This is a genomic window from Streptomyces sp. NPDC017448 (assembly GCF_044330565.1).
Taxonomy (GTDB): domain Bacteria; phylum Actinomycetota; class Actinomycetes; order Streptomycetales; family Streptomycetaceae; genus Streptomyces.
Map to the genome: position 1 here is coordinate 54,024 of NZ_JBIRLM010000027.1, position 16,316 is coordinate 70,339.

Below are 16,316 nucleotides of genomic sequence, written 5' to 3' on the forward strand. Positions count from 1 at the left end.
GAAGCCTATGCGCCGCCGGAGCCGCACCACGACCGGGTGCGCGGCGAGGTGCGCGGGCGCCGGGGGTGCACCAAGTGCGGGCCGCTCCGCATACTGGCGCGATGGAGAGAGCGGACCTCGAACGGCTCGTCGGCCTGGCGCGCAATCCCGCCGCCCCGGAAGCGGTGCTCCTGCGGATTCTGAACGGCGCCGAGGGGCGGCTGCGGAGTTCCGTCTTCGAGCGCGCCGAGGTGCCGGACGCGGTGTGCGACGCCGCGGCCTCCCACCCCGACCGGGAGGTCCGCGGCTACCTCGCGGCGGGCGCGGGCGCGTCCGGTGCGCAGCGGGCGCGGCTCGCCGGAGACCCCGACCCGTGGGTACGCCGGCTGGTGGCGGCCGGGCCGGAGGTGCACGGCCGGTGGCGGAGGGCCGACCCCTTGCCGGACGAGGTGTGCGCCCGTCTCGCCCGGGACGGGGACCGGGGGGTGCGGGCCCGGCTCGGCATGTTCGCGCCGGTGCCGGACGAGGTGGGGGCGCTGCTGCTCGCGGACCCGGAGGCCGAGGTCCGCGCCTCCGCCCTGTACCACTGGCGGGGCGCCCCGGACGCGATGGTGCGCCCGCTTCTGGACGACCCCGACCCGGCGGTGCGGCGGGCGGCCGGCCATGTCACCGGCGTCGTCCCCGGCTCGGCGGCCGAGATCCTGGAGCAGGTGGCCGCGGCCGACTCCGGGTGGGAGCGGCGGGAGACGGCGGCGGGCGCGGTGCTCACCGACCGGCTCGCGGAGCGGCTGTACGCCACCGGCGACGAGGACGTACGCCAGGGGCTCGCCGCCAACCCCGGTCTGCCGGACCGGCTGGTCCGGGCCCTCGCCTCCGACACCTCCCCGGCGGTCCGCCTCGCGGTCTCCCTGCGCCCGGAGTTGACCGAGGAACAACGGACGGCGATCGATCACCATGTGGGCCCCGACGACATCCTCCGCCCGCCCCCCTGGGTGATGCGGTCGCTCGACGATCCCGTGCTCATGCGGGCGTGCGCCGAGTCCGCGCACCTCGGGATGCGGCGCTTCGCCGCGTACAGCCCGCATCTGCCGGGCGACCTGGTGGCCCGGCTCGCGGCCGACGACGACTTCGTGGTGCGGATGCTGCTGTGCGAGAACCATCCGGAGGCCCCCGGGGAGCTGCTGCTGGAGACGCTGCTCGCCTCGCCCTTCATCACCCGCTTCGACCAGCTGGACCGACCGCGGTTCCCGCGCGTCGGGCTGGCGCGGTTCGCGGACAGTCCGGACCCGGGGGCGCGGCTGCTGGTGGCGCGGGATCCGGAGGCCCCGGCGGAGCTGATCGAGCAGCTGAGCCACGACCCTTCGGCCGGGGTCCGCGGTGTCATGGCCCGGGACGCGCGGCTGCCGGTGGCCCGGCTACTCGAACTCCTCCACGAGCCCGAGACCGCGGAGGCCGCGGCGGAGGGGCCCGCGCTGCCGCTCGCGGCCATGGAGTCCGTCCTCGCCGCGGTCGGCATCCCGTAACCTGCCGATCATGTTCGTACTCGAATTGACCTACACCGCGCCGGTCGAGCGCGTCGACGCCCTGATGGCGGAGCACGTCGCGTGGCTGGACGAGCAGTACGCGGCAGGCGTCTTCATCGCCTCGGGCCGCAAGAACCCGCGGGACGGGGGGGTGATCCTGGCCGTCGGGGAGGACCGGGCGGCGATCGAGGAGATCGCGGCGGCCGACCCGTTCGCGGCGCACGGCGTGTGCGCGTACCGGATCACCGAGTTCATCGCCACCAAGACCGCGCCGGAGCTCGCCCCCCACCGCCAGCGGCTGCCGTAGCGGGTGGCCCCGCCGCCGATGAGTTTCGGGGGCGGGGCCGGTCTGCACGGGTATGGAGACCTACACACTCACCACCGCCGGCGCCGACCTCGTGTACGACGTGCGCGGCCCCCTGCCCACCGCCGACGGGCGTCCGCCGCTGGTCCTGATCGGGCACCCCATGGACGCCACCGGGTTCGCCGCTCTGGCGGCGCGCTTCCCCGACCGGACCGTCGTCACCTACGACCCCCGGGGGCTCGGCCGCTCCACCCGCAAGGACGGCCGGGTGGAGTACACGCCCGAGCTGCTGGCCGACGACGTGCACGCCGTCGTCGAGGCGCTGGGGGCGGGGCCGGTCGAGATGTTCGCCAGCAGCGGTGGCGCGGTCGCCGCCCTCGCCCTGGTGGCGCGCCACCCCGCCGACGTGGCGACCCTCGTCGCGCACGAACCGCCGCTCATCACGCTCACTCCGGACGGACCGGCGGCCGTCCGGGCGCGGGCCGGGGTCCGGGACGCGTACGAGGCGCGCGGGTGGGGCGCCGGGATGGCCGCGTTCGTGGCCATGACGTCGTGGGAGGGCGAGTTCACCGAGGCGTACTTCGCGCAGCCGGCCCCCGACCCCGCCGCGTTCGGGATGCCCACCGAGGACGACGGCTCCCGGGAGGACCCGCTGCTGTCCGACCGGTCCTGGGCGGTCAGCGGCCACCGGCCGGACGCCGGGGCGATCGCCGCGGCGGCCACGCGGGTGGTGATCGCCGTGGGCGAGGAGTCGCGGACGGTGCAGACCGGGCGGACGTCCGTCGCCGCCGCCGAGCTGCTCGGGCAGCGGGTGGCCGTCTTCCCGAGCCACCACGCCGGTTTCGTCGACGGGGAGTTCGGCTACCCGGGCAAGCCCGACGAGTTCGCCGAGCGGCTGCGCGAGGTGCTGGACGCCTCGTAGGGCGGCTCCGCTGGTGGGGGCCGCCCTACGAGGGACCCGGCGGCCCTAGAACCCCAGCCGGGCCACCCGTCCTTTCTCGCCCGCCGCCCAGCAGCCCAGGTCCGGGGTGCAGTCGACGGTGTCGTACGAACCGGGATCGACCGTCCGCCAGGTGCGCCCGCCGTCCAGGGTGAGGTCGGTGCCGGTCGGGCCGACCGCCAGGGCGGCGGTGCGGCTGTGCGGCAGCCAGGCGACGCCGGAGCGGTAGGCGGGCGGCGGCGTGGCCGCCTGCCGCCAGCTCCGGCCGCCGTCCCCGGTCACCGCGGCGGCCCGGGGCGACGGCTGGTCGGCGCGGTAGTCGCCGCCGACCGCGATGCCGTGGCCCCGGTCGCGGAAGGCCACGGCGAAGACGCCGCGCGCCGGATCGCCCGCCGGGAGGGTCGACGCGCTCGCCGTCCAGGTCAGCCCCCGGTCCCGGGAGTGCAGGACGCGAGCGGTCTCCGCTCCCCCGGTGGTCAGCCAGACGTCCTTCGGGCCGGAGCCGACCAGGCACTGGCCGCTGGCGGCGAACCCCGCCTCGCCGGGCAGGGCGGTGGGCATCCCGGCGTTCGGCAGGACCCGCCAGGAGCGGCCGCCGTCCGCCGTGGACAGGAGGCGGAACTTCCCGTCCACCGGGTCGCCCGCGGCGAGGCCGTGCCGGCTGTCGAAGAAGGTCAGGCAGTTGAAGAAGGCGCGCGGGTCGGTGTTGCGGAAGGACTCGGTCCAGGTCGCCCCGCCGTTCTCGGTGCGCAGGACCCGGGACGCCTCGCCCTCGCCGATGGCCAGGGCGACGGCCCGCTTCCCGTCGAACGCCTCGATGTCCCGCAGTTCCAGTCCGGCGGCCCCCGCGGGGGAGACGTCCCGCCAGGTGCGGCCGCCGTCGCCGGTGCGCAGGACCGTGCCCTTCGACCCGGCGACCCAGGCGGTGGTGCGGCTGACCGCCGCCAGCCCCCGGAAGCGGGAGTCCGTGCCGGTGTCGGTGAGTTTCCAGCCGGGCAGCGGGCCGCGGGCGGCGGGCTTCGTGGAGACCGCCTCTCCGCCGTGGCCCCCCGCCGCGTGCGCGCCCGGTGCGACCAGCGCGGCGGCCAGGGCCGCCCCGCCGGTCACCAGTGCCATCAGCCGTCTCGTGTTCCCCATCGCCTTCATGGCGCAGGAAGCTAGCCCACGGGTTCCGGCGCGTCCAGGGTGCGTCGCCGCCGAACGGGCAGGAGAGCGGGGTGCGCGGAGGCGCGGCGGGACCGGCCGGAACCGGTGACGCAGCTCACTCGGCGCGCCGGTGCACGAAACGAAGGGTTCCGTCGTCTACTCCAGTGCCGGGAACCGTTCACCCAGCAGCGAGAGGGAGCAGGTCTTGTCCAGCGTTATCGAGCAGTCCGTGCAGGCTCGCATGGTCGCGTCCGCCCCGCGGATGGAGACCCTGCCCGCCATGCTCAGCTACGACCGGGAGTACCCCTTCGCCGTCCGCATGGCGTTCCCCGCCCCGGCGACCCTGGAAGGCACCGAGGTGTCCTGGGAGTTCTCCCGCGAGCTGCTGGCCGCCGGGGTGGACGACCCGGCGGGAGAGGGCGACGTACGGGTGCGGCCGTTCGGGTACGACCGGACCGTGCTGGAGTTCCACGCCCCCGAGGGCATCGCCATGGTCCATGTGCGCACCGAGGAGCTGCGGCGCTTCCTGGAGCGGGCGCGGGAGTTGGTGCCGGAGGGCGAGGAGCACCTGTACCTGGATGTGGACCGGGAGCTGAGCGGCCTGCTCGGCGAGGACCGCTGACCTCGCCGTAAATCCCCTTGCCCGGTCCGCTTCCCGGCCCTGCCTTCGTGACGGTCCCTGTCGTCGTCGATCGGAGGGGGACGTTGCTGATCTGAGGTCCTGTGCACACCGTGGAGTCGGGCGACGTCCGGCCGGAGCACTTCGCGGTGATCGGCGACGACTGGGACGCCGAGGAGAGGTCCCTCGCCGCCCTGGACGGGCTCGGCCTCGGCCACATCGGGCTCGACCGCCCCGTCGGGGAGATGTCGGGCGGCGAGCGGTTCCGGGCGACGCCGGCCATGCTGCTGCCGGCCGACCCGGCTCCCCGCCTGCTCCTGCTCGACGAGCCGACGAGCCGACGAGCAGCCTCGACCTGCCGAGCGTACGGCGGCTGACCGAGGCGCTGGCGACGTACGAGGGGGCGCTGATCGTGGCGAGCCACGACGTGCCGTTCCTGGAGTCGATGGGGGTCACCCGGTGGCTCCGGCTCGACGGCGCGCTGCGGGACAGGGCGCCGGAGGCGGTGCGCGAGGGCCGTCGACCCCGCTGGTGGAACGCCCGGGAAAAGGCGACGGAAGCTGTCGGGTATCCCGCCTAGCGTCGGGGCCATGAACCGCTTTCCCGCGTACGGGCACGGCGCGGAGCCGGCCGCCTCCGGCTCCGCGCACCGCGACATCGTCATCAGGGGCGCGCGTGAGAACAATCTGCGCGACGTCTCCCTCCGCATCCCCAAGGGCCGGATCACCGTCTTCACCGGCGTCTCCGGTTCCGGCAAGTCGTCCGTCGTCTTCGACACCGTCGCCGTGGAGTCGCAGCGGCAGTTGAACGAGACGTTCACCTCGTTCCTGCGCAACCGGCTGCCGAAGTACGAGCGTCCGCACGTCGAGTCCGTCGAGGACCTGTCGGTGGCCATCGTGATCGACCAGAAGCCGCTGGGCGGCAACGTCCGTTCCACGGTCGGCACGGCGACGGACATCTGGTCGGTGATCCGGGTGCTGTTCTCGCGGTGCGGGACGCCGAGCGCGGGCGGGGCGACCGCGTACTCGTTCAACGACCCCGCCGGGATGTGCCCGCAGTGCGACGGGGTGGGGCGCACCGTCCACCTGGATCTCGACCGGGCGATCGACTGGTCGAAGTCGCTGAACGAGGGGGCGCTGCTGCTGCCCGGCCTGTCGGTGGGCAGCTGGGAGTGGAACCTGTACGGCGGGTCCGGGCGCTTCGACAACGACCTGCCGCTGGCCGAGTTCGGCGAGGAGGAGCGCCGGCTGCTGCTGCACGGTTCGGGGTTCACCGTCCGGCTCGACCTGCGGACCGGGTCGGCGGACATGAGGTTCGAGGGTGTCGTGACCCGCTTCGAGCGGTTGTACCTCAAGCGCGACACGGCCTCGCTGTCCGAGAAGCGGCGCGAGGCGGCAGCCCGGTTCACCGTGGAACGGATGTGCGGGGCCTGCGGCGGGGCGCGCCTGAACGCGGCGGCGCTCGCCACCCGGATCGACGGACTCTCGCCCGCCGACTACGGACGGATGGAGGTCTCCGAGCTCGTCGGCGTGCTGGAGCGGATCGACGACCCGGTGGGCGGGCCCCTCGCGGCCGCCGCCCGGGAGCGGTTGGAGCGGCTGACCGGCATCGGCCTCGGGTACCTGAGCCTGGACCGGGAGACCACGACCCTGTCGGGGGGTGAGGGGCAGCGGCTCAAGATGGTGCGCCACCTGGGCAGTTCGCTCACCGGGCTGACGTTCGTCTTCGACGAGCCGAGCGTCGGCCTGCACCCGCGCGATGTGGGACGGCTGGGCGACCTGCTGGTACGGCTGCGCGACAAGGGCAACACGGTGCTGGTCGTCGAGCACGACCCCGATGTGATGGCGGTCGCCGATCACATCGTCGACATGGGGCCGGGGGCCGGCTCCGACGGCGGCCGCATCGTCTTCGAGGGGCCGTTCGAGGCCCTGCGCGCGGCCGATACGCTCACCGGCCGGTCGCTGCGCCGCCGCACCCCGGTCAAGGAGGCCGTCCGCTCCCCCGCCGGCCGGCTCCCGGTGCACGGGGCGGACCTGCACAACCTCAAGAATCTGGACGTGGCGTTCCCGGTCGGGGTGCTGACCGCGGTGACGGGGGTGGCCGGGTCGGGCAAGTCGACGCTGGTGTCACGGGTGTTCACGGCGGCCCATCCGGGGGCGGTCGTCATCGACCAGAGCGCGATCGCCGCCTCGTCGCGCTCCACCCCGGCCTCGTACATCGGGGCGCTGGACGCCATCCGCAAGGCGTTCGCCCGGGAGAACGGCGTGGACGCCGGGTTGTTCAGCTTCAACTCCGCCGGCGCGTGCGCCACCTGCTCGGGGCGCGGGGCGGTCTCGACGGATCTGGCGTTCATGGACCCCGTCACCACGACCTGCCCGGAGTGCGAGGGGCGCAGGTTCCACGACGACGTGCTGAAGCACCGCCTCGCCGGCCGGTCGATCGTGGACGTCCTGGAGATGACGGCGGCGCAGGCGGCCGAGGTGTTCGAGGACCGTGCGCTGCTGCGGAAGCTGCGGGCGCTCGACGAGGTCGGCCTCACCTATCTGGCGCTCGGGCAGCCGCTGAGCACGCTCTCCGGCGGCGAGCGCCAGCGCATCAAGCTCGCCACCCAGCTGCACCGCACCTCCAGCGTGTACGTGCTGGACGAGCCGACGACCGGGCTGCACCTGGCGGACACGGGCGCGCTGGTGGATCTGCTGGACCGGCTGGTCGACGCGGGGAACACGGTGATCTGCGTGGAGCACAACCTGGAGGTGGTCAAGCGGGCCGACTGGGTGATCGACCTCGGCCCGGACGGCGGCAAGGGCGGCGGGGAGCTGGTCTTCGCGGGGACGCCCGCCGAGCTGCTCGCGCATCCGACGTCCGTCACGGGCCGGTACCTCCGCCGGGACCCGGGGGCGGGGGCCGCTGTGGCCGGCCGCTGAAAGGTTGCCTTCCAGGGCCCGTCGACGGGCCTCCACACCCCCTCCCACCTGGGCCCATCACACTGTGCAGCGACTCAGAGGCGGGGACGGGCTTGGATTTGGCCTTACGGTCGCCTTAACCTACGGTCACGTAACCTACGAAGCCGTAGGTAATTCTCCCGTCCCCAGGAGCTCCCCGTGACGATCACCTCTCCCCACCTCGGCAGTTCGAAGGCGTGGACCGACGCCCAACTGCTGTACGCGCTGGAAGAGGTGGTGGAGAAGGAACTCAACCGCCATCTCAAGGTCGCCAAGGACTGGATGCCCCACGAGTACGTCCCCTTCTCCGACGGCCGGAACTTCCCCGGCGTCTTCGAGGACGGCGAGGCGTGGACGGCGGACCAGTCCAAGGTCACCGACATCGGCAAGATCGCCCTCGTGGTCAACCTCCTCACCGAGGACAACCTCCCCAGCTACCACCACGAGATCGCCTCCCTCTTCGGCCGCGACGGCGCCTGGGGCACCTGGGTGCACCGCTGGACCGCCGAGGAGGGCCGCCACGGCATCGTGATGCGCGACTACCTGCTCACCTCGCGCGCCGTGGACCCGGACAAGCTGGAGCAGTTCCGCATGGCGCACATGGCGGAGGGGTTCGAGTCGGACAACCGGCACTCGATGCTGCACTCCGTGGCGTACGTCGCCTTCCAGGAGCTGGCCACCCGCGTCTCGCACCGCAACACCGGCCACCAGTCCGGCGACCCGGTCTGCGACCGGATGCTGGCGCGGATCGCGACCGACGAGAACCTCCACATGGTCTTCTACCGCAACCTCCTGGGCGCCGCCTTCGAGCTTGCCCCGGACCTGACCATGCAGGCCGTGCGCGACGTCGTCGTCAACTTCCGGATGCCCGGACACGGCATGCCGGGCTTCGAGCGGGCCGCCGCGCAGATGGCGATCGGCGAGATCTACAACATGCGCATCCACCACGACGACGTGATCCAGCCCGTGCTGCGCTTCCTGAAGGTCATGGACATCGACGGGCTCGGCCCCGAGGGCGCGAAGGCGCAGGAGGAGCTCGGCCTGTACATGGGCGGCCTGGACAGCGAGGCCTCGAAGTTCGACGAGAAGCTCGCCGCCCGCAAGGCCCGGATGGTGGCGCGCGGCCGCGCCTGACCCGCCCCCTCCGGCGCCCCTGCCGGCCTCCGGGGGCCCGGCTCCCGACGGGCCGCCCCTCGGGCGGTGGTCTCCGCGGACGCCCGTCGCGTACGGCGGCGGGGCAGGGCAGGGCAGCGGCGGGGACAAGCCGCGGGGCGGGGCGGCGGCGGGAACGAGCCGTGGTGTGCCGGTGGCCCGATGGCGCCGGGCCGAATCCGCCTCTCACGGCGTTCACGGGCCGGGAACCCGGCCGGGAACGTTCAGCCCCGGTCGCGCCCGTCCCTGCGCAGCCGTTCGCGCTCCTTCTCGGACAGTCCGCCCCAGACACCGAACCGCTCGTCGTTGGCGAGGGCGTACTCCAGGCAGGCCAGCCGCCCTTCGCAGGCGTTGCAGAGCTGTTTGGCCTCGCGGGTCGAACTGCCCGGGGCCGGGAAGAAGAACTCGGGCCCGGCCTGCGCGCACAACGCGGTCTCCTGCCAGGCGAGTGCGTCCTCGGTCACGGTGTTGATCAGCATGGAGCACACGGTGCCCGGTGGCGATAAACAGCCGATCAACGTTTCATCAACCCGCCGGTCGGCTACCGCCTCGGTTCGGGCTTCATGACCGCGAGGACCGCCCCGTACGGATCGGCCACGTTGGCCATCCTGCCGACGCCGGGCACCTCCAGCGCGGCCAGCGCCACCGAGCCGCCGAGCCGCCGGGCCTCGGCCACCGTGGCGTCGACGTCGGCCACGGCGAAGTACGGCAGCCAGTGCGGCCCGCGGGCCGCCTCGGCGGGAACGTCGCCCATCCTGACCAGGCCGCCGAACGACGCGTCCGGACCCGCCCCGGCCGGGTGGGCCGTCGTGTAGACGGAGTCGGTTCCCTCGACCTCCAGCTCCTCGGTCCCCCAGCCGAACACGCTGCGGTAGAACGCGGCCGCCGCCGGGACGTCGGGGGTGTACAGCTCGGCCCAGAGGAACGAGTTCGGCTCCTGGACCACCCCGAAGCCGGGGTGGTCCTTGGGCTGCCACGCCCCGAAGTACGCGCCGGCCGGGTCCGTGAAGCCCCCCATGGAGCCGAAGTCCAGGACGTCCATCGGCTCGAAGGCGGCGCTGCCGCCGGCCCGCTCCACCGCCGCGGCGGTGGCGGCGACGTCCGGTGACTGGAAGGAGACGGACCAGGCGCTCGGCGCCTGCTCCTCGGGCACCGTCATCACTCCGCCGACGTACCGGCCGTCCAGAGTGAGCATCCCGTAGCCGCCGACCTCGGGGCCGCCGGGGACCAGCCCCCAGCCGAACAGCTCCCGGTAGAAGGCGGCGGCTCCGTCGAGGTCGGGGGTGCCGAGATCGACCCAGTCGGGTGCTCCGTCGAGGAAGACGGGGTTGATCATGGTGTGCTCCTCGGTCGGTCCGGGCCGGCCCGCTCGCCGTGCGGCGCCGGGGCGGTGCCTCTCGTTCCGAGTCTCGCACCGGGCGCCGACGGCCGCAGTCCGCGCCGGGCCGGCCGGAACGCGATCCACCGCCGGAGCGGTGGGGCCCCGCGCCGGCCCTCCCGGCGGGGGCCGCTTCCGGCGGTGATCGCGTCCGTCATGCGGCCAGGGTAGACAGCGGGCGGGGGCCCGGGCGAAGCGTTGGACCGGCGCGTCGCCCGTGCGTACCGGAGGCGGAGGGCGCCGGACGCCCCTGACCGGGCCCGGCCCCTCCGGAGCGGCCCGGGGTGCGGAAGGGCGGCGGTCAGTGCTGGTGCGCGCCCGAGCCCGCCGCCTTCCCCTCCGCGCCGCCGGCCGTGCGGTGGTGCGGTTCGTACCCCGGAATGGTGCCGTCCGGCTTCTTGATCAGCAGCAGTCCGGCCATCCCCATGTCGGAATGGCTCTGGACGTGGCAGTGGTACATCCACGCGCCGGCCCCGACCCGTTCGCCCGCGATGAACTGGAAGCCGAAGGAGTCGGCGGGCCCGCAGATCTTGTTGTCGATCACCCGGCTGGGGTCGCCGGGACCGGTCAGGAGACCGGTGCGGTTGTCGGCCCAGCGGTGACCGTGGATGTGGAAGGTGTGGTAGTACTCCCCGTGCGTGATCATCACGACTTCGAGCCGGTCGCCCACCGTGGCCTCGAAGTTGACGCTGTTGTGCGCCGCCTTGTTGTTGATCGTCATGTCGTTGAAGACGATCGTGAACGTCCGGTCGGGCAGGATGTCCCCCTTGCGGCGCACGATGACCGGCCCGTAGAGCCCCTTGCGGATGCCGCCGGTGCCGTGGTCCGTGCCGACGACGTGGTCGTGGTAATGCCAGTAGCCCGCACTGCCCGGCTCCCAGGTGCCGTCCTCGCGGCGGCCGGGGGCGTGGGTGCGCCAGGTGTACGTCCGGGTGCCGCCGGGTTCGACGTGGCTCCTGTTCATCCGGGTGCCGTCGTTGGCGATGTCGTAGTCCACGCCGTGGACGTGGAGGCTGGCGTCGGCGTCGGTGAGGTTCTCGAAGTCGATGTGGACCGTGTCGCCCTCGTTCAGCTCGATGAGGGGGCCGGGGATCGACGCCTTGCCCTTCTCGAAGCCGTAGCCGAGCTGGCCGTCCGCCAACTTCTCTGCGTACACCTTCAGTCGGCGCACCACGCCCCCGGCCGGAGCCGTGCGGGGCGGGATCTCGGCGGAACTCGCCTCCACCGCGCCGAGCGACAACGATGTCACACCGGTCGCCGCCGCCGCGGCGCCCCCGGCCAGCATCCGTCGGCTGAAGGTCCTTCGGTCCATGTCGAACTCCCCACTGCGGTAAGGAAACTGATGGGCCCACCGTCACGGGGCGAGGGCCGCGGGATCGCCGGAACGGGCCACACCGTAGCCGGGGCGCCTCCGTTTATCCACACTCAGGACAAAGTTCGTTCGATTGCCGCCGTACCTATTGGCGGACCGCGAAAAGAGGTCTAGCTTCGTGCGCTGTCCCGGTGAATCGAGAGGCACCGACGAAGAGCGAGCAAGCCACAGTCACCGAGAGGTGCGGTGACCACAGAGGGGTGGGTGACCACATGCAGCGCGCATCACATCACCGGTCCAGATCACGACGCGGCCTCGCGGCGGCCATGGCGGCCGGCGCACTGACCGTGTCCATGCTGGGGTCCGGCGGCCCGGCCAACGCGGACACGTCGCCGGACCGGGCCCTGGTGGAGAAGATGGCGACAACGTTGTCGCTGCCGTCTCCGCCGGGCGCGGCGAGCCAGGTCAAAGTGCTGGTGTTCCACGCGTCGGCGGGCGAGGAGGCCCCCTACACCGACGCCGGGATCGCGGCGATCGAGAAGATCGGCCTCTCCGGCCCCGAGACCCAGCGGTTCGCCACCGTGGCCACCTCCGACCCGAGGGTCTTCACCAACGGCAAGCGGCTCGGCTCCTTCCACGCCGTCGTCTTCCTGACCGGCGGGGGCGACGTCCTCGACCCGGCGCAGGAGGCCGGGCTGGAGGCGTACATGGAGGCGGGCGGCGGCTTCCTCGGCATCCACGACGCGGCGCGCACCGAGCCGTACTCCGACTGGTTCACCGGTCTGGTCGGGGCCCGCCCGGCGGCGAAGAGCCCGGCGTCCGTACAGCGGGCCACCGTGGAGATCGGGGACCGGGTCCACCCGGCCACCAAGAACCTGCCGTTGGAGTGGAAACGCCCGGACAAGTGGCTGAACTGGACGAAGAACCCGTCCGGTGACGTCCACACCGTGGCGCGCGTACGGGAGTTGACGTACAAGCCGGGCGAGGGCGCCAACGGCTGGGACCACCCGGTCTCCTGGTGCCGCGACTACGACGGCGGCCGGTCCTTCTACACGGCCATGGGCGGTACGGCGGACAGCTTCGCGGAGACCGACTTCCGCGACCACCTGCGCGGCGCCCTCTCCTGGACCAACCGGACCGCGCGGGCCGACTGCAAGGCGACGATCACCTCCAACTACACCGCCGAACGGGTCACCCAGCCCAACCAGCCGGGCCGGAACGACCAGATCGGCGAGCCGCACGGCCTGGTGACCGCCCCGGACGGGCGGGTCTTCTACATCGGGCGCGGCGGGGCCGACAGCTCGGTCCCGGTCGTCACCGACTGGAACGACCCGGACATCGGCAAGGGCAAGGGCGAGATCCACGTCTACGACCCGAAGACCGGGAAGGTCACCCTGGCGGGGGCGCTCGACGTCTTCGGCAACAAGGGCGGCGGCGACGAACTGGTCAAGGTCGAGGAGGGGTTGCTCGGCATCGAGCTGGACCCGGACTTCGCGTCCAACGGGTGGGTGTATCTGCACTACACCCCGCACGCGAAGATCGACCGGGACAAGCGCATGGCGACCCGTCAGGTCTCCCGCTTCACCTTCGACTCCACGACCGGCAAGCTGGATCCGGCCTCGGAGAAGGTGCTGCTCCACTGGCCGGTGCAGATCCACAGCTGCTGCCACGCGGGCGGCGGCATGGCGTGGGACTCGAAGGACAACCTGTACATCGCGACCGGCGACAACAACTCCTCCGGATTCAGCGGAGGTTACTCCGGAAACAACCCGCAGCCGAACTACAAGGGCGTCTCCTTCGCGGACGCTCGGCGCACGGCGGGCAACACCAACAACCTCAACGGGAAGATCCTGCGGATCCACCCGGAGGACGACGGCACGTACACCCTGCCGGAGGGCAACCTCTTCACCGGCGAGGAGCCGGACGAGGGCGGCGGGAAGACGCGCGGCGAGATCTACGTGATGGGCGTGCGCAACCCGGCCCGGATCTCGATCGACCCGGCGACGGACACGCTGTACGCGGGCTGGGTCGGCCCCGACGCGGGTTCGCCGTCCACCACGTGGGGCCCGGCGAAGTACGACACGTTCGCCGCGATCACCAAGGCGGGCAACCACGGCTGGCCGTACTGCATGGGCAACAACCAGCCCTACCGTGACCGCAATCTGCCCGACCCGGCCAAGCCGCTGGGCTGGTACGACTGCGACGCCCCGAAGAACGAGTCGCCGAACAACGACGGCCTGGTCAAGCTGCCGCCGGTGACCCCGAACACCATCTGGTACTCCCCGCAGGGCGGCGGGGTCGACTACCCGCGCGACGCCGACGGCGTACCGAGCTACAAGCCCGAGGAGGGCAAGCAGCTGCTGCCCTGGCTCAAGGGCGGCGGACAGGCCACGATGAACGGCCCGGTCTACCGGTACGACGCACGGAGCGAGTCGACCGCCAAGTGGCCGGCCTACTGGGACGGCAAGTGGTTCGTCGGGGACTTCTACGACGACACCCAGCCCCGGCACGCCGTGCTCACCGACCCGAGGACGGCCGGCAAGGGCGGACTGCCCACCCACGCCGAGTCGTTGAAGAAGATCATCCCGGTCGGGGCGGACGGCATCCGCAACCTGATGGACTGGAAGTTCGCCCCGGACGGTTCGCTGTACGTCCTGGACTACGGGCGCGGCTTCTTCACCTCCGACTCCAAGTCCGCGCTGTGGCGCGTGTCGTACAAGGGCGGCGGCGCGACCCCGGCCGCCGCGGATCTCGTCGGAAAGGCGGCGGCGAAGTGAGGCACCATCCCTACCCCGCACGCGGGCGGCATCGTCCGCCCAGCTTCTGGGTCGCCCTGCTGGCCTCCCTCCTCATGGTCCTCGGACTGACCTCGACGGCCGCGTACGGCAAGGGGGACGACGCTCCCCCGGCAGCCGCCGCCGATCAGGTGCTGACCTGGACCGCGGGTGACCCGATCGACCGCTATCTGTCCGCGCCGAAGACGGCGGTGGCCGGCAGGGCGACCATCGTCTTCGAGAACAGCACCGCCACCGGGAACACGACGAGCATGCCACACACGCTGACGTTCAGCGTGTCGGACCCGGAGTTCAACAACGACGTCCAGCTGAACATCCTGGCCAACCCGGGCGACGCCTCGGGCGGCAAGCACAGCGTGGAGGTCACGCTGTCGCCCGGCCGGTACTTCTACCACTGCACCATCCCCGGCCACGGCATGATGCAGGGCATCCTCACCGTCACCGAGGGCAGCGGCGAGGACACCGAGGCCCCCGCCACCTCGGCGAAGGTGGACGGAGACCGGAACGGCGCCGGCGCGTACATCGGCCAGGCCACCGTCACCGTCGAGGCCGCCGACGCCGGCTCCGGAGTGGACACCGTCGAGTACGCGCTCGGCGCGGACGGCGCGTGGCAGCCCTACACCGCGCCCGTCGTGGTGAACACGGTGGGCGAGCACACCGTGCGCTACCGGGCCACCGACAAGGCGGGCAACGCGGCCGGTGAGAAGTCCGTCGCCTTCGCGGTCGCCGCCCCGCCGAGCGACGACGAGACCCCGCCGGACACCTCGGCGACCGTCTCGGGCGAGAAGGACGGCGCGGGCGCGTACCTGGGCATGGCGACGGTCACCGTGACCGCGTCCGACACCGGGTCCGGCGTCAACACCATCGAGTACGCGCTCGGCGCGGACGGCGCGTGGCAGCCCTACACCGCCCCGGTGATGGTCCACGAGCTCGGCGAGCACACGGTCCGCTACCGGGCCACCGACCGGTCGGGCAACGCGGCGGCCGAGAAGTCCGTCGGCTTCACCGTGGTCGAGCCGCCCTCGCAGGACCGGACGGCCCCGGAGACCTCGGTGAAGGTCGAGGGCGACCGGAACAGCGACGGCGCGTTCATCACCAGCGCCAAGGCCGCCGTCACCGCGACCGACGACGACTCGGGCGTGGAGAAGGTCGAGTACAGCCTCGACGGCGGGCCCTACCTGGCCTACACCGCCCCGGTGATCGTGGACCGGGTCGGCTACCACTCGCTCGCCCACCGGGCGACCGACAAGGCGGGCAACACCTCCGAGGCGAAGAAGGTGTCGTTCACCATCGCGCAGGGCGGCGGGGTTCCCGCCCCGAACTGCGCGGAGTTCGACGAGCGGCACACCGTCTTCGTCGGCACGGTCGACACGGGCGTCCCGAACCGGATCACCCGCAACCGCTGCACGATCAACGAGCTGATCGAGGACGAGAAGGACTGGTCCTCCCACGCGCTGTTCCTCAAGCACGTGGCCTCGGTGATCGACAGGCTGAAGGCCGACGGCGTCATCGACCTGCGCGAGCGCCGGGCGATCTACCGGGCCGCCAAGCAGTCGGGCATCGGCACGCCGGGCCAGGTCGAGGGGTACACCAAACTCTTCGACGGCACGGCGGCCTCGCTCGCCAAGTGGCAGCACGTGGGCGGCGGCGCGTTCGGGCTGAACGAGGAGGAGGGTTCGATCACCAGCTCCACCACCGTGGGCGGCATGGGCATGCTCTGGCTGCCGACCCGTGCCTACGGCGACTTCTCGCTGAAGCTCCAGTGGCGGGACGACGCCCCCGGGTCGGGCAACGCCAACGGCGGGGTCTTCGTCCGCTTCCCCCAGGTCCACGACCACCCGGAGGAGCCCCGGCCGGAGTGGGTCGCCATCAAGTACGGCCACGAGATCCAGGTCAACGACCGGCCGGACGGCGACATGTACAAGACCGGTTCGGTCTACGGCTTCGACCGGGTGGGGCTCGGCGGCGCCGGGGTCACGCCCAAGGGCAGCTGGAACGACTACGAGATCAGGGTGGTCGACCAGCACTACGAGATCTACCGCAACGGCGTCCTGATCAACGAGTTCGACAACAACCGCGGTCAGCTCTTCGAACCGCCGCGGGGCGACGACCCGGGCACCGACGGCCGGCGGTTCGCCACCGGTTACATCGGGCTCCAGGTGCACGGGGTCTCGGACGTCATCTCCTACCGCGACATCCGGATCCAGGAGCTGTAGGCCGTAGGGA

At 72.5% G+C, this 16,316-nt stretch carries 12 protein-coding genes and 1 pseudogene; 9 read left to right on the plus strand and 4 right to left on the minus strand.

Translation table 11 applies throughout. The features are described from left to right. Positions 1–101 precede the first annotated feature (101 nt). From ACH4K1_RS30685 to ACH4K1_RS30695, 3 genes are read left to right on the plus strand one after another with little or no spacing between them, the layout of a single operon-like run. Complete coding sequence (locus ACH4K1_RS30685; protein ID WP_398092801.1) at positions 102–1,502, plus strand: LRV domain-containing protein; 1,401 nt, start codon at positions 102–104, stop codon at positions 1,500–1,502. A 10-nt stretch (positions 1,503–1,512) separates the two neighbouring features. Next, complete coding sequence (locus ACH4K1_RS30690; RefSeq protein WP_398092802.1) at positions 1,513–1,809, plus strand: YciI family protein; 297 nt, start codon at positions 1,513–1,515, stop codon at positions 1,807–1,809. A 52-nt stretch (positions 1,810–1,861) separates the two neighbouring features. Continuing rightward, the gene (locus tag ACH4K1_RS30695; protein ID WP_398092803.1) at positions 1,862–2,728 is read left to right on the plus strand and encodes an alpha/beta fold hydrolase; all 867 of its coding nucleotides are present in this window, start codon (positions 1,862–1,864) and stop codon (positions 2,726–2,728) included. Positions 2,729–2,773: 45 nt separating this feature from the next. Here ACH4K1_RS30695 and ACH4K1_RS30700 read toward each other — a convergent pair whose 3' ends face one another. Next, positions 2,774–3,862 (minus strand): WD40/YVTN/BNR-like repeat-containing protein, encoded by a 1,089-nt coding sequence (locus tag ACH4K1_RS30700; RefSeq protein ID WP_398092804.1) that lies wholly within the window; start codon positions 3,860–3,862, stop codon positions 2,774–2,776. Positions 3,863–4,097: 235 nt separating this feature from the next. On the opposite strand from ACH4K1_RS30700, the gene ACH4K1_RS30705 reads away from it, so the two are divergent. The 4 genes and pseudogenes from ACH4K1_RS30705 (at position 4,098) to ACH4K1_RS30720 (ending at position 8,587) form a co-directional block, all read left to right on the plus strand. After that, complete coding sequence (locus ACH4K1_RS30705; RefSeq protein ID WP_398092805.1) at positions 4,098–4,514, plus strand: SsgA family sporulation/cell division regulator; 417 nt, start codon at positions 4,098–4,100, stop codon at positions 4,512–4,514. A gap of 224 nt (positions 4,515–4,738) precedes the next feature. Further along, positions 4,739–5,091: pseudogene (locus ACH4K1_RS30710) on the plus strand (hypothetical protein); the annotation flags it as partial. Positions 5,092–5,101: 10 nt separating this feature from the next. Then, a complete protein-coding gene (locus ACH4K1_RS30715) occupies positions 5,102–7,435 on the plus strand; it encodes an ATP-binding cassette domain-containing protein (RefSeq protein WP_398092806.1) in 2,334 nt (777 codons plus the stop codon). A gap of 177 nt (positions 7,436–7,612) precedes the next feature. Continuing rightward, on the plus strand, positions 7,613–8,587 hold the full coding sequence (locus tag ACH4K1_RS30720) for an acyl-ACP desaturase (protein WP_398092807.1): 975 nt from the start codon (positions 7,613–7,615) through the stop codon (positions 8,585–8,587). Positions 8,588–8,829: 242 nt separating this feature from the next. Here ACH4K1_RS30720 and ACH4K1_RS30725 read toward each other — a convergent pair whose 3' ends face one another. The 3 genes from ACH4K1_RS30725 to ACH4K1_RS30735 all read right to left on the minus strand — a co-directional run bounded on the left by ACH4K1_RS30725 (position 8,830) and on the right by ACH4K1_RS30735 (position 11,295). Beyond that, positions 8,830–9,084 carry a WhiB family transcriptional regulator gene (locus ACH4K1_RS30725; RefSeq protein WP_398092808.1) on the minus strand — a complete coding sequence of 85 codons (255 nt, stop codon included), beginning with the start codon at positions 9,082–9,084 and terminating at the stop codon, positions 8,830–8,832. Between the two features lie 62 nt (positions 9,085–9,146). Next, positions 9,147–9,941 carry a VOC family protein gene (locus tag ACH4K1_RS30730; RefSeq protein WP_398092809.1) on the minus strand — a complete coding sequence of 265 codons (795 nt, stop codon included), beginning with the start codon at positions 9,939–9,941 and terminating at the stop codon, positions 9,147–9,149. A gap of 343 nt (positions 9,942–10,284) precedes the next feature. Continuing rightward, on the minus strand, positions 10,285–11,295 hold the full coding sequence (locus ACH4K1_RS30735) for a multicopper oxidase domain-containing protein (RefSeq protein ID WP_398092810.1): 1,011 nt from the start codon (positions 11,293–11,295) through the stop codon (positions 10,285–10,287). A 326-nt stretch (positions 11,296–11,621) separates the two neighbouring features. Between ACH4K1_RS30735 and ACH4K1_RS30740 the strand changes: the two genes are divergently transcribed. Beyond that, positions 11,622–14,072, plus strand: coding sequence for a ThuA domain-containing protein (locus tag ACH4K1_RS30740; protein WP_398092839.1), 2,451 nt, complete (start codon positions 11,622–11,624; stop codon positions 14,070–14,072). Then, a complete protein-coding gene (locus ACH4K1_RS30745) occupies positions 14,069–16,306 on the plus strand; it encodes an OmpL47-type beta-barrel domain-containing protein (protein ID WP_398092811.1) in 2,238 nt (745 codons plus the stop codon). Before ACH4K1_RS30740 ends, ACH4K1_RS30745 begins: the two co-directional genes overlap by 4 nt. Positions 16,307–16,316 lie beyond the last annotated feature (10 nt).

Excerpts from the sequence above, each read along its gene's own strand:
- ACH4K1_RS30730 (WP_398092809.1), bottom strand. The coding sequence starts at position 9,941 with ATGATCAACCCCGTCTTCCTCGACGGAGCACCCGACTGGGTCGATCTC.
- ACH4K1_RS30715 (WP_398092806.1), top strand. The coding sequence starts at position 5,102 with ATGAACCGCTTTCCCGCGTACGGGCACGGCGCGGAGCCGGCCGCCTCC.
- ACH4K1_RS30695 (WP_398092803.1), top strand. The coding sequence starts at position 1,862 with ATGGAGACCTACACACTCACCACCGCCGGCGCCGACCTCGTGTACGAC.
- ACH4K1_RS30685 (WP_398092801.1), top strand. The coding sequence starts at position 102 with ATGGAGAGAGCGGACCTCGAACGGCTCGTCGGCCTGGCGCGCAATCCC.
- ACH4K1_RS30740 (WP_398092839.1), top strand. The coding sequence starts at position 11,622 with ATGGCGGCCGGCGCACTGACCGTGTCCATGCTGGGGTCCGGCGGCCCG.
- ACH4K1_RS30700 (WP_398092804.1), bottom strand. The coding sequence starts at position 3,862 with ATGGCACTGGTGACCGGCGGGGCGGCCCTGGCCGCCGCGCTGGTCGCA.
- ACH4K1_RS30725 (WP_398092808.1), bottom strand. The coding sequence starts at position 9,084 with ATGCTGATCAACACCGTGACCGAGGACGCACTCGCCTGGCAGGAGACC.
- ACH4K1_RS30735 (WP_398092810.1), bottom strand. The coding sequence starts at position 11,295 with ATGGACCGAAGGACCTTCAGCCGACGGATGCTGGCCGGGGGCGCCGCG.
- ACH4K1_RS30690 (WP_398092802.1), top strand. The coding sequence starts at position 1,513 with ATGTTCGTACTCGAATTGACCTACACCGCGCCGGTCGAGCGCGTCGAC.